Below are 19211 nucleotides of genomic sequence, written 5' to 3' on the forward strand. Positions count from 1 at the left end.
ATCAGTCCCTCTCCATGACGCGCCGGGCGACGGTCGCGATGATGAGCACGCCGGTGACGAGAATCAGTCCGATGGCGGCCGCGGCATCCGGCTCGCCCTGCTCGATGCCCCGCTGGTACACCAGCAGCGCGGGGGTGAGCGAGGCGCCGCTCGGGCCGCCGCCGGTGAGCAGGAACGGCTCGGTGAAGATCTGCCCGGCGGTGATGATCGACAGCAGGATGACGAGCGAGGTGACGGGCCGGACGGCTGGCAGGGTGACGGCCCGGAACGCCTGCCAGCGCCCGGCTCCGTCGGTCAGTGCCGCCTCGTGCAGCTCCTTGGGCACGTTCTGTAGCGCGGCGAGGTAGAGCAGGATGTAGAACCCGAGCTGCTTCCAGGTGACGTAGACGGCGATGAGCGGCATCACCAGGTGCTTATTCGCCAGCCAGGACGGGTCCGGGGCCCAGGGGCCGAGGATGTTGTTGACGGCACCGGAGCCATTGAACAGAAACAGCCAGACCGCCAGCGTGGCGACCGAGGCCGTCACGTACGGCACGTAGTACGCCACCCGGAAGAAGCCGCGCCAGCGAGTCGCGGCATTCAGTGCCGACGCCAGCACGAGCGCCAGCACCACGGTCAGCGGAATGTTGATCGCCATGAACAACCCGAGGTTGGCGAAGGCGCGCTGGGTCTTCTCCTCGCCGAGGACCTCGGTGAAGTTGTCGAACCCGACGAACGGGTGCGGCACGGAGACGCCGGGCGCGGTGAAGAAGTAGTCGTGGAAGGCCATCCATACGCCGACCCCGAACGGGATGATGAACACGACCAGGACGTAGGCGGTGTACGGCGCGGTCAGGACGAGCCCGAGCGGGCTGTTGCCCAGCCAACGCTCGAGCCGCGAGGCGCCGGGCCGGCGACCCGGGATAGGGCGTCCGGGTGCGGCTGCCGACGGCGCGTGCCGGGTCGATGGCCGGGGGCGCCGGCCGCGGGGCGGATCACCTGCGGCCTGGGTCCCATCGCGGCTGTCGCGGAGTGATTTCATGGTGTGCCTCGTCAGCCGACGATCTGGTCGTCGATCTGCTGCGCGGCCTTGTCAAAGGTTGACTTCACATCGCCCTTCCCGGGCAGCACCGCGTCTTCCCAGGCTGTGCGGAACGTTTTCCACACCTCGGTCGAACCAGCGATGTTGGGCACGTCCACCGCCCGCGGCACCGCGTCGGCGAAGGGCTGGTAGAAGGGATTGTCCTTGAGATAGCCGCCCGCGACGGCGGCCACGTCACTGCGGGTGGGGAACTGCCCCGTCTTCTCCAGCAGTGCCGCGTCATTCTTCGCGCTCATCGAGAACTTGGTGAATTCCCAGGCGGTCCGCTTGTGCTTGCACGAGGTGAACAGGCCGACGTTCTTGGAGTCCGCGAACGTCGATGTCTTGTCTGCCGGTATTCCCGCGGCCGTGGGCAGCGGCACCACGCCGTACTTCACCTTGCCGTCGAACTGTCCCTTGCCCCATGGCCCGGCGATGCCCATGGCGGCCACCCCGTCGGCGAACGGGCCCGCCCACATGTCGCCGCTGTACGCCTCCGGGGACGAGTAGCCGTTGGCGTACATCTGCTGCCAGAAGCCGAGGGTCTGCCGTCCGGCCTTGGAAGTGAAGGTGGCCTTCTTGTCCTTCACCAGTTGCTTGCCGCCGGAGTTGGCCAGGTACAGCGGATAGAAGTCGAACAGCGCATTGGTGTAGTCACTGGTCGCCGGCGGATACAAGGTGAACTTCGCCGCCTTGCTGCTCTTGATCTTCTTCGCCACGGCCAGCACATCGTCGTACGTGCTCAGCTTCGGATTCTCGGCGTCCAGGCCGGCCTTTTTGAAGACGTCCTTGTTGTAATAGAGCATGAACGGGTTGGTTTTCCACGGCACTTGATACAACTTGCCATCCGGGGAACGGAAGCCGTCCGCGGCACCGCCGGAGCGCTTCTTGATGAAGGACTCGGCATCGCTGAAGGTGTCCGAGAGATTCACCAGGCCGCCCTGCTTCTGGAATGCGGCGACCGCCGCCGGAGCGCTGTTGTAGACGAGGCACGGGGTGTTGCCCGCGGTGATCGCGGCCCCGATGACGTCTTCGGTGGACTTGCCCGACGGCACCGCCTTGGCGGTGACCTTCTCCTTGGTGTGCTCGGCGTTCCAGGCAGCCACTGTGGCCTTGGCCCAGGCTTGCTCCTGCTCATTCGTCGAGTACCAGATGTCGATCGGTCCCGAGGTCGGCTTGCCGCCGCCGGCGTCGCCCGAACCGCAGGCGGACAATGGCAGGACAAGCGCCGCGGCGGCGGCCAGCACCGTAACGCGCGGAAAACGCCTCATTGTGCCCAACTCCCTTCCATGCGGGGTGATTGAGGGTCCGAAGCGACTCCCCTCTCGCCGCCGCCGGCCCGCCCCGCCAGAATGATCACCGCGGGGTTACGAGCGTCATCAAACCGGTTTAATATCTAAGCGTCAAGGACGGGTGCGAAACGTTTCGGTAACCTGGGTGGCGCAGTTCTGCCATCCAGGAGCCGTACGTCCCGAATCAGTGGAAGGCGAGGCGGTATGGTGCGGGGCCAGGACAAAGCGGGCGGATCGGCGGGCGGTTCCCGCCAGGCGATGCCTCCGCCGTCACGCCGGGGCGGGGGCAGTCGGCCGACGATCGGTGATGTCGCCGCGCTGGCCCAGGTCTCCAAAGCGACGGTCTCCTTCGTCATCAACGACCGCCCCGGGGTCAGCCCGCAGGCGCGCCAGCGGGTCCTGGACGCGATCGACCAGCTGGGCTGGCAGCCCAACGCCGGCGCCCGGGCGCTCTCCACCAAGCGGTCCCAGACCCTCGGCCTGGTGATGCGCCGGCCGCCGGAACTGCTGAGTACCGACCCGTTCTTCCCGCAGTTCGTCGCCGGCATCGAGACCGGCCTCGCGCCGCTCGGCTACGCGCTCGTGCTACAAGTCGTCCCCGACGAGGAAACCGAACGGCAGGCGTATGAGCGGCTGGCCCGTGACGGTCGGGTCGACGGCGTGTTCCTCACCGATCTGCGCACCGACGACCCGCGGCCGGCACTCGTGACGGAGCTGGGTATCGGCGCACTGATCGTCGGACCACCGCAGCACGGCGGCCAGGTGTCGGCCCTCGGGGTCGACGACGGCAGCGGGGTGCGGCGTGCGGTCAGCCATCTGCGCTCACTCGGCCACCGGTGGATCGGACACGTCTGCGGCGCCGCGGGGTTTGTGCACACCGAGGCCCGGTGCGACGCCTGGCGCGGTGCGCTGGCGGATGCCGACCTGCCCGAGATCCCGCCCGTGGCCGCGGACTTCACCGGCGCGGCCGGCGCCCGGGCCACGCATCAGCTGCTGGACCTGGACCGTCCACCGACCGCCATCGTGTACGCCAACGACCTGATGGCCATCGCCGGGATCACCGCCGCGACCAGCCGCGGGCTGCGGGTCCCCGAGGACCTGTCGGTGGTGGGCTTCGACGACATCCCGCTGGCCGACTGCATCGCGCCACCACTGACGACGGTGCGCCAGGATGTGCTGACCTGGGGGCGCGCCGCCGCACAGGCGCTGGTTTCGCTCACCGAGGGAGGAGAATTCCAGGCTACCGAGCTCCCGCCGGTGGAATTCGTGGTGCGGGCGAGCACCGCGCCGCCGCGGACTTGAGTGTGGAGCCGTGAGCGGGGCGGGCAGCAGGCTCTCGGCTTCGGCCGACCGGTCCCGTCGACGTACGCACTACGAGCGAGGCGGCCAGGGCGGCCGCATCGACCGCCTCGCTGCCATCGATGACGTCCAGAAGCAGCCGGGCGGCCTCCTCGCCCGGCAGGCTCGGCGCGGTCTGTCTGCACCGTGGTCAGCAGAGGTCGCATATAGTCCCGAATCGGATGCCGTCTTGGTCGGCGACCGACAGGTCCCCCGACACCCGCCGCCTCAACTCCTGGGCCCGGGTCGGCAAGCCGATGACGGTGAGATCGATGGCGCACGACACGGCCGTCGGCGGATCGTCCAGCTCCTGCAACGCGTCGGCGGCGGCCCGCCCGCCTTCGCAAGTGAAGTCAGCCGGGTACGCCAGGCCCTGGCGGGGTGCCGTACTCCCTGGTCACCAAGGCGGGTTCCGGCATCCGCGGCGTCAAGGACCTGCGTGACAAGACCGTCGCCGTCACCTCCGTGGGCAGCCTGTCGGACACCGAGTTACTCAAAGCCGCCGACGACTCGGACATCCCGTGCAAGGGCCTGAAGGTCATCAACGGCGGGGTCGGCGCGAGCATCGTCGCGGCCATCGACAAGGGCGCGGCGGCGGGCATGGTCGGCGATCCCCAGCTGACCCGGCTGGTCCACTCCGGCAAGTACCGCATCGTATGGAAGCCAGACTTCGACTACGTGTCCCTGGTGGCGCTCACCAACACATCGTGGGTGGACAAACACCGCGTTCTGATGACCGACTACCTGCGCGGGCTCACCACGGCGGAGGACAAGTCGCGCGCAGACCGGTCCTTCGCGGTCAAGGCCCTCACCAAGGAGAGGTTCGCGGTGAGCGCCGGTGTACTCGACGAAGCCACCGCCCAGGCCATCGACAACGCCCCCAAGGGGCTGAAGAACAACGGCGGCGTCTGCCGGAAGACCATCGACGTGCTCGTCCAGACCGGCCCAGCGACCTGGCCGCCGTCATCCAGCAGGCCGAGCCGGAAGACAAGGCCGGGATCTACCGGCAGCTGGGGCTCCGGCTCACCTACGCTCCAGCGCAAGCGACCGTGCGCGCCGAGATCTCGCTCGCCCCGGAGAACGACAATTCCCCACGGTCGACGAACAACCGTGGGGAATTGGTACGTGTCCGAGGGGGGACTTGAACCCCCACGCCCGATAAAGGGCACTAGCACCTCAAGCTAGCGCGTCTGCCATTCCGCCACCCGGACCAGGTGTGTCTCCGCGGCCCGCCGCGGCGACATGGACCACGATACCAAGGTTTCGGAGTGCGTTTCACCTGCGTATGCCGGGCGCCCATCCCCGCGCCGACCTGGGGGGACGCGGGGGTGGGCACGGAGGGTGACCAGTGGTGACTAGCTGGGCATCAGGTGGTAGTCGGGGAAGTTGCCGGGGAGGCGCTCGGGCGCTGGGCCCTCGGTGACCGCGCGGATCAGGAGGTCGCCGCCGACGAAGGCGCCGCGCCAGGAGGCGCCGAAGCCGCCGAAGAGTTCGTCGCGGTCGCCGCGGGAGCGGGGCCTGCCGTGGCCGGTCTTGAAGGCGCGGATCTGGGGGGCCAGGCGGGCGTAGGTGGCGGGGTCGTCGCAGGAGAGGGTGGCGACGAGGGCGCCGTTGCTGGCGTTCATGGCGGCGAGCAGTTCGGCCTCGGTGTCGACCAGGACGAGGGTGTCGACCGGGCCGAAGGGCTCGGCGTGGTGGAGCGGGGAGGTGGAGGGCGGGTTGAGGAGGGTGACGGGGGCCGCGTAGGCGGAGAGGTCCTGGCCGGGGAGGAAGTGGCCGTCGGCGAGGTCGCCGCGGTGGAGGGGGACGGCGCCGCGGTCGATGGCCTCGGCCACCTGGTCGGCGAGCTCCTTGGCCTTGGCCGCGTTGATCAGGGGGCCGAAGTCCAGGTCGGGGACCTGGTCGGTGGGGCGCTCCACGGCCAGGGGGTGGCCCACGCGGATGGCGCGCACCGCCGGGAGGTAGACGGAGAGGAAGGCGTCGAAGGACGAACGCTGGACGACGAAGCGCGGGTAGGCGGTGCAGCGCTGCTTGCCGTAGTCGAAGGTCTTGCGGATCAGCGGGGCGAGGGCGTCCCAGTCGGTGAAGTTCCAGATGCCCCAGGCGTTGAGCCCCTCCTGTTCCAGGATGTGGCGCTTGCCGAGGTCGGCGACAGCGGTGGCGACCCGGGCGCCGGTGTCGCGGCCGCCGACGAAGGAGACGCAGCCGATCTCGGGCGAGCGGACCAGGGCCTCGGAGAGCTCACCGCCGCTGCCGCTGACGAGGGTGACCGGGATGCCCTCGCGGGCGGCGAGTGCGCAGGCGAGGGTGAGGCAGGCCAGCCCGCCGTCGGTGGGGGTCTTGGCGATGACGGCGTTGCCGGCCAGCGCCTGGACGAGCAGGGCGTGGACGAGGACGCTCATCGGGTAGTTCCAGCTGGCGATGTTGGAGACCGGGCCGGGCAGTGGGGTGCGGCCTTCCGCCATGCGGTCGATCTCGTCGACGTACCAGCGGACGCCGTCGATGGCCCGGTCCACATCGGCCTGGGCCAGCCGCCACGGCTTGCCGATCTCCCAGACCAGGAGGAGGGCGAGCAGTGCCCGGTGCTCGCAGAGCGCGTCGAGAGTGGCGGACACCCGCGCCCGGCGCTCCGGGAGGGCGATATGGCGCCAGCCGCGGTGCTGGTCGAGGGAGGCGCGTACGGCCTGGTGGGCGATGGTGGCGTCGAGCCGTGGCGGGCCCGCGATCGGGGTGCCGTCGACGGGGGTGGTGGCGGGGAGGGTCCGGCCGTCGCGGTGCCAGGTGCCGTCCCAGAGGTTGAGGACGCGGTCGTCCTGGAACGCCTCGGGGGCGGCGGCCAGGCAGCGCTGCCAGGCGTCGCCCCAGGCGGTTCCGGGCTTGAGGGTGAGGGTGGGTGCCATCGGTGATCTCCGCTCTCGTTGCGCAGGCGCGGGGCGGGATGTGGCGGGATGTGGCGGTCCGCACGGGCACCCGTCGCGTACGCGTCGTGGCTGTGCGTGGCGGGTGGCCGTACGGGGAGGAAGGTGGCCGCACGGAGAGTTACGGTGACCGGGTCACGGATCGGGTACGGCTCACCTCACGCGACGTCGCCGGGTGTTTCGGCCAGAAGCGCCACTACCAGCCCGGCGGTCTCCGTGGGGGTCGCTCCTACGCTCACGCCCGCGGCCTCCAGCGCCGCCTTCTTGGCCGCGGCGGTGCCCGAGGAGCCGGAGACGATGGCGCCCGCGTGGCCCATGGTGCGGCCCTCGGGGGCGGTGAAGCCGGCGATATACCCGACGACCGGCTTGGTGACGTGGTCGGCGATGTACCGCGCGGCGCGCTCCTCCGCGTCGCCGCCGATCTCCCCGATCATCACGATGAGGTCGGTGTCGGGGTCGGCCTCGAAGGCAGCCAGCGCGTCGATATGGGTGGTGCCGATGACGGGGTCGCCGCCGATGCCCACGCAGGTGGAGAAGCCGATGTCGCGCAGCTCGTACATCAGTTGGTAGGTGAGGGTGCCGGACTTGGAGACCAGCCCGATCCGGCCCGGTTTGGTGATGTCGGCGGGGATGATGCCGGCGTTGGACTGGCCCGGGGAGATCAGCCCGGGGCAGTTCGGGCCGATGATCCTGGTGGCGCGGGCCCGGGCGTACGCCTGGAAGGCGACCGCGTCATGGACCGGGATGCCCTCGGTGATGACGACGGCGAGCGGGATCCGGGCGTCGGCGGCCTCGGTGACGGCGGCCTTGGCGTGGGGCGGCGGGACGAACAGGACGCTCACATCGGCACCGGTGGCGTCCATGGCCTCGCGTACGGAGCCGAAGACGGGCACCGTACGGCCGCCGATGTCGACCCGGGTCCCGGCCTTGCGGGGATTGACGCCACCGACGACATCGGTGCCCGCGCCGAGCATCCGCCGGGTGTGCTTCATGCCTTCCGCGCCCGTCATGCCCTGGACGATGACCTTGCTGTCCTTGGTGAGGAAGATGGCCATGATGTGCGCCCCCTACGCGGCGAGTTCGGCGGCGCGCGCGGCGGCGCCGTCCATGGTGTCGGCCTGGTGGACGAGTGGATGAGCCAATTGGCCAAGGATGGCCCGGCCGCGGGCGGCGTTGTTGCCGTCGAGCCGGACGACCAGTGGCTTGGTGAGGGCGACGGTGTCCAGGGCGCGCACGATGCCGTCGGCCACCGCGTCGCAGGCGGTGATGCCGCCGAAGACATTGACCAGGACGGAGCGCACCTCGGGGTCGTCGAGGACGAGGGACAGCCCGTCGGCCATCACCTGCGCCGAGGCGCCACCGCCGATGTCGAGGAAGTCGGCGGGGCGGGCGCCGCAGCCCGCGACGACATCCAGGGTGGACATCACCAGGCCCGCGCCATTGCCGATGACGCCCACCTGGCCGTCCAGTTTGACGTAGCCGAGCCCGGCGGCCGCGGCGCGGGCCTCCAGCGGGTCCCGGGCGCGGTCGCCGGAGTCGTCCCATGACGGCTGCCGGAAGCGGGCGTTGTCGTCCAGGGTGATTTTCCCGTCCAGGGCCACGATCGCGCCGTCCCGGGTCACCACCAGCGGGTTGATCTCGACCAGGAGAGCGTCGTAGGCGGTCAGGACGGTCCACAGCCGACGGATGGTCCCGGCCGTCTCCGGCGGCAGTCCCCCGGCGACGGCGATCTCGGCGGCCTTGGCCTCGGTCACCCCCTCGGCCGGGTCGATCGCGATCCGGGCCACCGCCTCGGGGCGGTGCGCCGCGACCTCCTCGATCTCCATACCCCCCTCGGCGGAGGCGATGGACAGAAAGCGGCCCGCGGCCCGGTCCAGGGTGAAGCCGAGATACATCTCCCGTTCCACCTCGACCGGTTCGGCGACCATCACCCGGTGGACGGTGTGGCCCTTGATGGCCATGCCGAGGATCCGTCGTGCGGTCTGCTCGGCCGCCGCCGGGTCGTCGGCGAGTTTCACCCCGCCCGCCTTGCCCCGGCCGCCGGTCTTCACCTGGGCCTTGATGACGACGCGGCCGCCGAGTCGCTCGGCGGCGGCGCGGGCGGCTTCGGCCGTGTCCACCACCTCGGCTCGCGGCACCAATACGCCGTTCTCTTGGAGGAGTTCCCGTGCCTGGTGTTCGTACAGGTCCATTGCCAGCTCCCTGATGACCGGTCAACAGCGCTTGATCCAGCGCTGGATCGAACGAGTGGCGCACGCCCCCTGGACATCGCTCGGCCGATGGTGGGATAACAAAGTTCATACAGGATAACGTCGACTGTATGCAATCCAGCTGATCCACCTGCGAGGCACGCACCGACCCCTACGAAGGGACGCGATTCGCCATGCCCGACGACAGCCAGGACGTCATCTCCGGCGGGCACTTGGTCGCCAAAGCACTCAAGGCAGAGGGCGTCGAGGTCATCTACACCCTCTGCGGCGGCCACATCATCGACATCTACGACGGCTGCGTCGACGAGGGCATCGATGTCATCGACGTACGCCATGAACAGGTCGCCGCCCACGCCGCCGACGGCTACGCCCGGATCACCGGCAAGCCCGGCTGCGCCGTCGTCACCGCCGGTCCCGGCACCACCGACGCGGTCACCGGCGTCGCCAACGCCTTCCGCGCCGAGTCACCCATGCTGCTCATCGGCGGCCAGGGCGCCCACAACCAGCACAAGATGGGATCCCTGCAGGACCTTCCGCACGTCGACATGATGGCGCCGATCACCAAGTTCGCCGCCACCGTCCCGGACACCGCCCGCGCCGCCGACATGGTCTCCATGGCCTTCCGCGAGTGCTTCCACGGCGCCCCCGGACCCTCCTTCCTGGAGATCCCGCGCGATGTGCTGGACGCGAAGGTCCCGGTGGACAAGGCCCGTGTCCCCCAGGCCGGGCACTACCGCGCCTCCACCCGCAGCGCCGGCGACCCCGAGTCCGTCCAGAAGCTGGCCGATCTGCTGGTCGAGGCCGAGAAACCCGCGATCCTGCTGGGCAGTCAGGTGTGGACCACCCGTGCCACCGACGCCGCCACCGAGCTGGTGCGCACGCTCAATGTTCCCGCGTACATGAACGGCGCGGGGCGCGGCACACTGCCGCCCGGCGATCCGCACCACTTCCAGCTCTCCCGCCGCTACGCCTTCTCCAACGCCGACCTCATCGTCATCGTCGGCACGCCCTTCGACTTCCGGATGGGCTACGGCAAGCGGCTCTCCCCCGACGCCACCGTGGTCCAGATCGACCTCGACTACCGCACCGTCGGCAAGAACCGGGACATCGACCTCGGCATCGTGGGCGACGCGGGGCTGGTGCTCTCGGCCGTCACCCAGGCCGCCTCCGGCCGCATCAACGGGGGCGCGGGCAAGCGCAAGGAGTGGCTGGACGAGCTGCGCGCCGCCGAACAGAAGGCGATCGAGAAGCGGCTGCCCAACCTCCGCTCCGACGCCTCCCCCATCCATCCGTACCGCCTGGTCAGCGAGATCAACGACTTCCTCACCGAGGACTCGATCTACATCGGCGACGGCGGCGACATCGTCACCTTCTCCGGTCAGGTCGTCCAGCCCAAGTCGCCCGGCCACTGGATGGACCCGGGGCCGCTGGGGACGCTCGGCGTCGGTGTGCCGTTCGTGATGGCCGCCAAGCAGGCCCGCCCCGACAAGGAGGTGGTGGCGCTCTTCGGCGACGGCGCGTTCTCCCTGACCGGCTGGGACTTCGAGACGCTGGTCCGCTTCGACCTGCCGTTCGTCGGCATCGTCGGCAACAACTCCTCGATGAACCAGATCCGTTACGGCCAGAAGGCCAAGTACGGCGAGGAGCGGGAGCGGATCGGCAACACCCTCGGCGATGTGCCCTACGACCAGTTCGCGCGGATGCTCGGCGGCTACGGCGAGGAGGTCCGCGACCCGGCGGACATCGGCCCGGCGCTGCAGCGGGCCCGGGAGTCCGGCAAGCCGTCGCTGATCAACGTCTGGGTGGACCCGGACGCGTACGCCCCCGGAACCATGAACCAGACCATGTACAAGTAGGGAGCCGCCACCATGTCCCAGGCTCTTGAGGCCAATCAAGCTCTGACGGGCATCCGCGTCCTCGACATGACGCATGTGCAGTCCGGCCCCTCCGCCACCCAGCTGCTCGCCTGGCTCGGCGCGGATGTGATCAAGCTGGAGAACACCACCGGGGACATCACCCGCAAGCAACTGCGGGACCTCCCCGACGTGGACTCGCTCTACTTCACGATGCTCAACTGCAACAAGCGGAGCATCACCCTCAACACCAAGTCCGAACGCGGAAAGGAGATCCTGACCGAGCTGATCCGCCGCAGCGATGTGCTGGTGGAGAACTTCGGTCCGGGCGCCGTGGACCGCATGGGGTTCTCCTGGGAGCGCATCCAGGAGATCAATCCGCGGCTGGTCTACGCCTCGATCAAGGGGTTCGGCGAGGGCCCGTACACCAAGTTCAAGGCGTACGAGGTGGTCGCGCAGGCCATGGGCGGGTCGATGTCCACGACCGGCTTCGAGGACGGCCCGCCGCTGGCGACCGGCGCCCAGATCGGCGACTCCGGCACCGGGGTGCACTGCGTGGCGGGCATCCTCGCCGCGCTCTACCAGCGCACCCACACCGGTCGCGGCCAGCGGGTCAATGTGGCGATGCAGCACGCGGTGCTCAATCTGTGCCGGGTCAAGCTGCGCGACCAGCAGCGGCTGACGCACGGTCCGCTCGCCGAGTACCCGAACGAGGACTTCGGCGACGAGGTGCCGCGCAGCGGCAACGCCAGCGGTGGCGGCCAGCCCGGCTGGGCGGTCAAGTGCGCGCCCGGCGGGCCCAACGACTACGTCTACGTCATCGTGCAGCCGGTCGGCTGGGAGCCGATCACCCGGCTCATCGGCCGCCCCGAGCTGGCCGAGGACCCGGAGTGGGCCTCGCCCGAGTCGCGGCTGCCGAAGCTGGCCAAGATGTTCCAGCTGATCGAGGAGTGGTCCAGCACCCTGCCCAAGTGGGAGGTGCTGGAGCAGCTCACGGCCCACAACATCCCGTGCGGGCCGATCCTGTCCACCAAGGAGATCGTCGAGGACGCGTCGCTCGCGGCCAACGAGATGATCGTCGAGGTCGACCACCCCGAGCGCGGTTCCTTCACCACCGTCGGCTCCCCGCTGAAGCTCTCCGACTCCCCGGTCCAGGTCGAGCGCTCCCCGCTGCTGGGTGAACACAACGAAGAGGTGTACGTCGGGGAGCTGGGACTCGGCGACGAGGAAGTGCGGCTGCTCAAGACGAACGGAGTGATCTGACGGTGACGTATGACAACGATGCCGTGCGCGCGGTGCTGGACGCCGCCCGCGCCGAGGGGCGCACGGCGCTGACCGCTCCCGAAGGGAAGCGGATCACCGATGCCTATGGCATCCCGACCCCGGCCGAGGGGCTGGCGGAGACCGTCGACGAGGCGGTGTCGCTGGCCGACCGGATCGGCTTCCCGGTCGTCCTCAAGATCGTGTCCCCGGACATCCTGCACAAGACCGACGCGGGCGGGGTCCGGGTGGGGCTGACCTCCTGCGCCGAGGTGCGGGGCGCGTTCACCGCGATCGTTGACAACGCCCGCTCCTACGACCCGAAGGCCCGGATCCAGGGCGTCCAGGTGCAGCAGATGATCCCGGACGGCGGGCAGGAGGTCATCGTCGGCGCGGTCACCGATCCCACCTTCGGCAAGGTCGTGGCGTTCGGCCTCGGCGGGGTGCTGGTGGAGGTGCTGAAAGACATCACGTTCCGGCTGGCCCCGGCCACCGAGGACGAGGCGCTGTCGATGCTGGACGGGATCCGCGCCGCCGAGGTGCTGCGCGGGGTACGCGGCGGACCGGCGGTGGACCGCGGGGCGCTCGCCGATCTGATCGTGCGGGTCTCCCGGCTGGTGGCGGACTTCCCGGAGATCACGGAGGTCGATCTCAACCCGGTGTTCGCCACCGCGAGCGGGGTGCTCGCCGCCGATGTGCGGCTGCTGATCGGGGACCCCGCCCCGCAGGAGCGCCGCCGCTACTCGCGCGAGGAGATCCTGAGCGCCATGCGCCGGCTGATGCAGCCGCGCTCGGTGGCGGTGGTGGGCGCCTCCAACGAACAGGGCAAGATCGGCAATTCGGTGATGCGCAACCTCATCGACGGCGGCTTCCCCGGGGAGATCCACCCGGTGAACCCCAAGGCCGACGACATCCTGGGCCGCAAGGCGTACAAGAGCGTCACGGACGTCCCCGGCGAGGTGGATGTGGCGGTCTTCGCGATCCCCGCGAAGTTCGTGCCCGCCGCGCTGGAGGAGGTCGGCCGCAAGGGCATCCCGAACGCCGTGCTGATCCCGTCCGGCTTCGCCGAGACCGGTGAACACGAGCTGCAGCGGCGGATCGTGGAGATCGCCGAGGAGTACGGGGTGCGGGTGCTGGGGCCCAACATCTACGGCTACTACTCCACCTGGCAGGACCTGTGCGCCACCTTCTGCACCCCGTACGACGTCAAGGGGCCGGTGGCGCTCACCTCGCAGTCCGGTGGCATCGGGATGGCGATCCTCGGCTTCGCCCGGACGACCAAGACCGGTGTCTCGGCGATCGTCGGCCTCGGCAACAAGTCCGATGTGGACGAGGACGATCTGCTCACCTGGTTCGGTGAGGACGACCGCACCCAGTGCATCGCGATGCACCTGGAGGACCTGAAGGACGGCCGGGCCTTCGTGGAGGCGGCGCGGGCCACAGTGCCCAGGAAGCCCGTGGTGGTGCTCAAGGCGGGCCGTACGGCGGCGGGCGCCAAGGCGGCCGGCTCCCACACCGGCGCGCTGGCCGGGGACGACGCGGTCTACGACGACATCCTGCGGCAGGCCGGGGTGATCCGGGCGCCGGGCCTGAACGAAATGCTGGAGTACGCGCGGGCGCTGCCCGTGCTGCCCACACCCCAGGGTGACAACGTCGTCATCATCACCGGCGCCGGGGGCTCGGGGGTGCTGCTGTCGGACGCGATCGTCGACAACGGGCTGTCGCTGATGGAGATCCCGGACGATCTGGACGCCGCGTTCCGCCGCTTCATCCCGCCGTTCGGCGCGGCCGGGAACCCGGTGGACATCACCGGCGGCGAACCGCCGTCCACCTACGAGGCGACCATCCGGCTGGGCCTGGAGGATCCGCGGATCCACTCGCTGGTCCTGGGCTACTGGCACACCATCGTCACCCCGCCGATGGTGTTCGCCGAGCTGACCGCGCGGGTCGTCGAGGAGTTCCGCGCCCGGGGCATCGCCAAACCGGTGGTGGCCTCGCTCGCGGGCGACACCGAGGTCGAGGAGGCGTGCGCCTACCTCTTCGAGCGCGGGGTCGTGGCTTATCCGTACACCACCGAGAAGCCGGTGGCCGTCCTGGGCGCCAAGTACCGCTGGGCCAGGTCAGCGGGGCTGCTCAGGTAAGCCACCACGTTTCCCGGAGCACGAAGAGTTTGGACAGGGGGCGCTGGCCGGGTTCCTTCGAAGCCAAGGGGACGACATGAGCACAGCAGAACGACCGGAGGGGGCCCTCCCCTTCCGTGAAGTGCAGGACAGCAAGGGACGCACATATCGCATCGGTGAGACGGACCGCGACATCCTGGGCCACAGCCGGAAGCTGATGGTCTATCTGCCGTGGATCGCGATGATGGCCATCAGCGTGTCCGAGTACGCGTACGGCTCGGCCGAGGACACGCTCTCGGAGGCGCACGGCTGGACCCAGAGCAACACCTTCTGGATCCTGAGCGTCTGGGTGTTCTTCCAGGCGGGGATCGCCTTCCCGGCCGGGTGGCTGCGGGAGAAGGGGATCCTGACCGCCCGCGCGGCGATGTTCGTGGGGTCGGGGCTGTGTCTGATCGGGTTCGTGGCCCTCGCCCACCTGGACAACGTTTTCGCCGCCATCGTCGGTTTCGGTGTCATCGGCGGGCTCGGCTCCGGATTCATCTACGCCACCTGCATCAATATGGTGGGCAAGTGGTTCCCGGAACGGCGCGGAGCGAAGACGGGGTTCGTCAACGGAGGGTTCGCCTACGGCGCGCTGCCGTTCATCTTCATCTTCAACTACTGGTTCGACACGGGTAACTTCGACGAGGTCCTGGACCTCATCGGGGTCTATGTGCTGATCGTCGTGGCGATCTGCGCCTGGTTCTTCAAGGACCCGCCGAAGAACTGGTGGCCCGCCGACATCGACCCGCTGAGCTACAGCGGCAACGCCAAGAGCGCGGCGAGTCTGGCGAAGAACCCGCCGGCGGCGCGGCAGTACACGCCCAAGGAGGCCATCAGGACCGGGATGCTGCCGCTGATGTGGGTGTCCCTGGTGCTCACCGCCGGGGTGTCCATCTTCGGCATCTCCTTCCAGGTCGACTACGCCAAGGAGGTGGGCTTCGGCCCGCTGGTGGCGGCCTCGTCCATGGGCATCATGTCCGTCATCAACGGTGTCGGACGCGGGGTGGTCGGCTGGCTCTCGGACCTGTGGGGGCGCAAGACGACCCTGGTGTTCGTCATCGTGGTGCTGGGCCTCGCCCAGTTCGGGGTGATCTGGGCCGGCAACATCCACAACGAGGTGCTGTTCCTCTTCTTCGCCTTCCTCTCCGGATTCGGCGGCGGCGCCTTCTACCCGATGTTCGCGGCGCTGACCCCGGACTACTTCGGGGAGAACTACAACGCCACCAACTACGGCCTGGTGTACAGCGGAAAGCTGATCAGCGGGCTGTTCGGCGGTGGCCTGGGCTCGATGGTGGTCGACTCCTGGGGCTACGACGGCGCGTACGCGCTCGCCGGAGGCATCTCCATGCTGGCGGCCGCGGTGGCCCTGCTGCTGCGGCAACCAGGTCGGCCGCGGGTCCGGGGCATCGCCCCGAACCCGCAGCCGATCAGCCGCGAGGCCGTCTAGCTCCGCCCCGAAGGGCCCTCGCTCAGCCCCGTCCGCCGCACCGCAGTGACCGCAGATAGCGGGCGGAGCGGCGGGCGGTGGTGAGCGAATCGGCGGGCTCGTCGTGCTCCACCATCCAGTGGTGGCGGCGGCCGCCATGGGTCCTGTCGACCGCGGTCAGGAAGCGGCGGTAGTCGATGTCACCGTCACCGACGTCCACCATCCGGTAGCCGTCGGTGGCGGTTTCGTCGTGTTCCCCGTCCTTGACGTGGAAGAGCGGATAGCGGTGCGGGGCGCGCAGGACGTAGTCGAGCGGCTCGAAGGGCGCCGGGGAGCCGTCCACCCTCTTGCCGAAGCGGTACTGGCCCACATACGCCCAGTAGATGTCCATCTCCAGATGCACCAGCTCGGGGTCGGTCTCGGCGAGCAGCACGTCGTAGAGGCGGACGTCCGGCCGGTCGGTAGCGAAGGAGAACTCCTCGGCGTGGTTGTGCTGGTAGAACTTCATCCCGCGCGCCTTGGCCGCCGCGCCGTAGGTGTTGAACTCCTCCGCACAGCGCTTCCAGCCGTCGACCGTGGAGCCGTAGCGCCAGGGCCCGGAGGCGGTGCCCACATGCGGCAGGCCCAGGGCCTCGGCGTCGTCGAGCACCTGGGTGAGGTTGGTGGCGAAGGTGTACGCCTTCGGGTCGTCGGAGTAGTAGCCGACGTGGCTGCCGATACCGCGCAGCCCGTGGTCCCGCATCAGCCGCGTGAGCTGCCCCAGGGTGATGTCGCCCGTGCCCTGGGTGTATCCGGCGAACTCCACCTGGTCGTAGCCGTACCGGGCCAGCTCCTTGAAGACCCCGGCGAAGCCGATGGACTGCACCTGGTCGCGGAGGGTGTAGAGCTGGATGCCGAGGTGGCCGCGGGGCACCAGCGGGCCGCCCCGGCCCTTCTGGGCGGCCGTGCCGCTCTGGGCCGAGGTGCCGGTCTGGGCGGCGGTGGCGGTGGCCGTGCCGACCAGGGTGGCGGCCGTGGCACCCGCGGCGACACCGAGGAATCTGCGGCGGCGGAGCGTCTCGGCGAGTTCGGGGTGTTCCTGAGCCCTCTTCACGGGGTGTCTCCTTCGGTTGCGTTCGTCAGGCCGGCGAGGCGGAGGAGCAGGGTTTTGACGTCGGTGGCGGCCACTTGGCCGCTCACCGCGCCGGGCTGGGAGCAGAGGAGGACGGGCCCGTCCTCCTCGCGGTCCGGGAGGCGGCCGTGGCTGCCGCGCACCGGGGACGGATCGAGCGGGACGACGGCCATGCGGTAGCGCATCCCGGTCTTCTTGCGGGCCAGCGCGGTGGCTGCCCGCACCCGCACATAGGGGTCCTTGGGGTCCATGAACAGCTCGGCCGGGTCATAGCCGGGCTTGCGGTGGATCTCCACGAGCTGGGCGAAGTCGGGGGCGCGGGCGTCGTCGAGCCAGTAGTAGTACGTGAACCAGGCGTCCGGTGCGGCGACCGCGACCAGCTCCCCGGAGCGGGGATGGTCCAGGCCGTGGGCCTTCTTCCCCTCGTCGTCGAGGAGTTCGGCGATCCCGGGCAGACCGGCCAGGGCGGCGCGGGTGGCGTCCAGGTCCTCCGCGCGGCGCACATACACATGGGCGAGCTGGTGGTCGGCGACCGCGAAGGCCCTGGAGGCGCCGGGGTCCAGATACTCCATGCCGTCCTGGGTGTGCACCTCCAGCAGCCCGGCGCGGCGCAGCGCCCGGTTGATGTCCACGGGCCGGGAGACCCGGGTGATGCCGTACTCGGACAGTGCCACGACGGTGCGGCCGCGGGCTGTGGCATCGTCGAGCAGCGGGCCGAGGGCGGTGTCGAGCTCGGTGGCGGCGGCGTGGGCGCGGGGGTCGTCGGGGCCGTACCGCTGGAGGTCGTAGTCCAGATGCGGAAGGTAGGTCAGCACCAGATCGGTGGGGCTGGTGCGCAGGATGTGACGGGTGGCGTCGATGATCCACTGCGAGGAGACCAGATCGGCGCCCGGCCCCCAGAAGTGGAAGAGCGGGAAGGTGCCGAGCTCCGCGGTGAGTTCGTCGTGCAGCGCGGGGGGCCGGGTGTAGCAGTCCGGCTCCTTGCGGCCGTCGGCGTAGTAGACGGGGCGCGGGGTGACGGTGATGTCGGTGTCCGAGCCCATCGCGTACCACCAGCAGATGTTGGCCACCGTGTAGCCGGGGTGGGCGCGGCGGGCGGCGTCCCACAGCTTGTCGCCGCCGACCAGCCCGTTGTGCTGCCGCCACAGCAGCACCTCGCCCATCTCGCGGAAGTACCAGCCGTTGCCGACGATGCCGTGTTCGGCGGGGGTGGTGCCGGTGAGGAACGTCGACTGGGCGGCGCAGGTGACGGCGGGCAGCACGGTGCCCAGCGCGGCGCGGGAGCCGGAGCGGGCGAGGGCCTTGAGGCGCGGCATATGGTCCAGCAGCCGTGGGGTCAGCCCGACGACATCGAGGACGAGGAGGGGGGTCGGACCGCCCCTGCCGCTCAGGTCGCTCATGGCAGCTCCTTGAGGCCGAGGTCGGTCAGCAGGTCGCGGGCGAGGGCGAGTTCGGCGGCGATGCCGTCGGCGAGCCGGTCGCGGGTACGGGGGCGCAGCTCGGGCGGCAGCGCCTGCCAGGTGTAGGTCTCCACTTCGAGGTGGCGGGTCAGCGGGGCGGGCCCGCCGACGAGCCGGGCGAGGGCGTCGGCCAGCACCGGGAGGGTGGAGGTGAGCGGGGGCTCGGGCGGCGCGTGCAGCGGCACATGGAAGTGGGACCGCCAGGGCGCGGTGTCGCCGAGCCCGCCCGCGAGCGCTTCGTCGAGGTCGTCGGTGCCGTGGACGCCGCCCCCGGGGGCCCGGGTGCGGGTCTGGTGGAGGAAGCGGGGCTCGGCGAAGGCCGCGAGGGCCTCCCGCACCCCGGGCTGCGCCGGGTCCTCGACGTGCAGCGCGGCGGACAGCTGCGCCTTGACGACCGGGACCCCGGCTGCGGTGAGCGCGCCTGTGGCCGTGTGCGGGTCCTCGAACTGCGTCGCCAGATGACAGGTGTCCAGGCAGACGCCGATACGGTCCAGGGGCGGGCCGCCGGGTGCGGTGAGCGCCTCGATGGCCTGCGCGGTCGTCTCGACGGTGCAGCCGGGCTCCGGCTCCAGGCCGATGCGGACGGAGCGGCCGGTGAGCTCCTGGATGGCGTCGAGCCGCTGGGCGAGGGTGGTCAGGTGGCGGCGGGCGGCGCGGGCCCGTTCGGTGTCGAAGGGGGTGCGCCAGGCCAACGGCAGGGTGGAGACGGAGCCGTCCGCGATGTCGTCGGGCAGCAGCGCGGCCAGCAGCCGGGCCAGATGGGTGGTGTGCTCCAGCCGCTCCGGATCGGTCCAGTCGGGCTTGTAGACGCGGTACTTGACCTCCTGGGCGCCGAACCCCTCGTACGGGAAGCCGTTGAGGGTGACCACTTCCAGGCCGCGGGTGTCCAGCGCGCTGCGCAGCTTGCGCAGTTCCGCGGGGTCGGCGCTCAGGGTGCGGGCGGCGTCGCGGGCCAGCCACAGGCCGATGCCGAGCCGGTCGCGACCCAGCCGGCGGCGCACCGGTTCGCAGTACAGCCGCAGCTGCTCCACGACGCCGTCGAGGTCTTCGGCCGGGTGGACGTTGGTGCAGTAGGCGAGGTGGACGGTGGAGCCGTCGGGGTGGCGGAAGCGCATGGCGGC

Annotated in this window: 13 protein-coding genes and 1 tRNA gene; 5 read left to right on the top strand and 9 right to left on the bottom strand. The window is 70.2% G+C overall.

The features are described from left to right. Nucleotide 1 precedes the first annotated feature (1 nt). Together ACFYOY_RS14795 and ACFYOY_RS14800 are read right to left on the bottom strand one after the other, a co-directional pair. Entirely contained in the window at nt 2-802 is an 801-nt protein-coding gene (locus ACFYOY_RS14795; protein WP_351878163.1) for a sugar ABC transporter permease, read from the bottom strand. Nucleotides 803-1032: 230 nt separating this feature from the next. Further along, a complete protein-coding gene (locus tag ACFYOY_RS14800; protein ID WP_351878166.1) occupies nt 1033-2307 on the bottom strand; it encodes an extracellular solute-binding protein in 1275 nt (424 codons plus the stop codon). 249 nt (nt 2308-2556) lie between these two features. Here ACFYOY_RS14800 and ACFYOY_RS14805 point away from each other — a divergent pair, with 249 nt between their 5' ends. After that, nucleotides 2557-3654 (top strand): LacI family DNA-binding transcriptional regulator, encoded by a 1098-nt coding sequence (locus tag ACFYOY_RS14805; RefSeq protein ID WP_351878169.1) that lies wholly within the window; start codon nt 2557-2559, stop codon nt 3652-3654. Nucleotides 3655-4816: 1162 nt separating this feature from the next. Here the strand turns inward: ACFYOY_RS14805 and ACFYOY_RS14810 are convergent. The 4 genes from ACFYOY_RS14810 to sucC all read right to left on the bottom strand — a co-directional run bounded on the left by ACFYOY_RS14810 (nt 4817) and on the right by sucC (nt 8800). Further along, nucleotides 4817-4901 (bottom strand) — tRNA-Leu (locus tag ACFYOY_RS14810). 144 nt (nt 4902-5045) lie between these two features. Beyond that, nucleotides 5046-6590, bottom strand: a complete 1545-nt coding sequence (locus ACFYOY_RS14815; protein WP_388587296.1) for an aldehyde dehydrogenase family protein — start codon at nt 6588-6590, stop codon at nt 5046-5048. Between the two features lie 176 nt (nt 6591-6766). Continuing rightward, nucleotides 6767-7663: a succinate--CoA ligase subunit alpha gene (gene sucD, locus ACFYOY_RS14820; RefSeq protein ID WP_388587299.1), complete on the bottom strand. Its 897-nt coding sequence runs from the start codon at nt 7661-7663 to the stop codon at nt 6767-6769. A gap of 12 nt (nt 7664-7675) precedes the next feature. Then, complete coding sequence (gene sucC, locus ACFYOY_RS14825) at nt 7676-8800, bottom strand: ADP-forming succinate--CoA ligase subunit beta (protein WP_351878181.1); 1125 nt, start codon at nt 8798-8800, stop codon at nt 7676-7678. A gap of 191 nt (nt 8801-8991) precedes the next feature. Here sucC and ACFYOY_RS14830 point away from each other — a divergent pair, with 191 nt between their 5' ends. The 4 genes from ACFYOY_RS14830 (at nt 8992) to ACFYOY_RS14845 (ending at nt 15540) form a co-directional block, all read left to right on the top strand. Next, nucleotides 8992-10674 (top strand): thiamine pyrophosphate-binding protein, encoded by a 1683-nt coding sequence (locus ACFYOY_RS14830; protein ID WP_388587302.1) that lies wholly within the window; start codon nt 8992-8994, stop codon nt 10672-10674. A 12-nt stretch (nt 10675-10686) separates the two neighbouring features. Further along, nucleotides 10687-11934 carry a formyl-CoA transferase gene (gene frc, locus ACFYOY_RS14835; protein WP_161559604.1) on the top strand — a complete coding sequence of 416 codons (1248 nt, stop codon included), beginning with the start codon at nt 10687-10689 and terminating at the stop codon, nt 11932-11934. A gap of 2 nt (nt 11935-11936) precedes the next feature. Beyond that, nucleotides 11937-14072: an acetate--CoA ligase family protein gene (locus ACFYOY_RS14840; RefSeq protein WP_351878186.1), complete on the top strand. Its 2136-nt coding sequence runs from the start codon at nt 11937-11939 to the stop codon at nt 14070-14072. A gap of 76 nt (nt 14073-14148) precedes the next feature. Then, nucleotides 14149-15540, top strand: coding sequence for an OFA family MFS transporter (locus ACFYOY_RS14845; RefSeq protein ID WP_388587306.1), 1392 nt, complete (start codon nt 14149-14151; stop codon nt 15538-15540). A gap of 22 nt (nt 15541-15562) precedes the next feature. Here ACFYOY_RS14845 and ACFYOY_RS14850 read toward each other — a convergent pair whose 3' ends face one another. Genes ACFYOY_RS14850 through eboE form a run of 3 tightly spaced genes read right to left on the bottom strand, consistent with a single transcriptional unit; the run spans nt 15563 to nt 19205 of the window. Then, nucleotides 15563-16612, bottom strand: a complete 1050-nt coding sequence (locus tag ACFYOY_RS14850) for a sugar phosphate isomerase/epimerase family protein (protein WP_388587308.1) — start codon at nt 16610-16612, stop codon at nt 15563-15565. Continuing rightward, complete coding sequence (locus ACFYOY_RS14855; protein WP_351878195.1) at nt 16609-18030, bottom strand: nucleotide pyrophosphatase/phosphodiesterase family protein; 1422 nt, start codon at nt 18028-18030, stop codon at nt 16609-16611. Before ACFYOY_RS14855 ends, ACFYOY_RS14850 begins: the two co-directional genes overlap by 4 nt. Then, the gene (gene eboE, locus ACFYOY_RS14860) at nt 18027-19205 is read right to left on the bottom strand and encodes a metabolite traffic protein EboE (protein WP_351878198.1); all 1179 of its coding nucleotides are present in this window, start codon (nt 19203-19205) and stop codon (nt 18027-18029) included. Before eboE ends, ACFYOY_RS14855 begins: the two co-directional genes overlap by 4 nt. Between the last annotated feature and the right edge of the window lie 6 nt (nt 19206-19211).

Source organism: Streptomyces sp. NPDC007875 (assembly GCF_042868035.1).
Lineage (GTDB): Bacteria > Actinomycetota > Actinomycetes > Streptomycetales > Streptomycetaceae > Streptomyces > Streptomyces antimycoticus.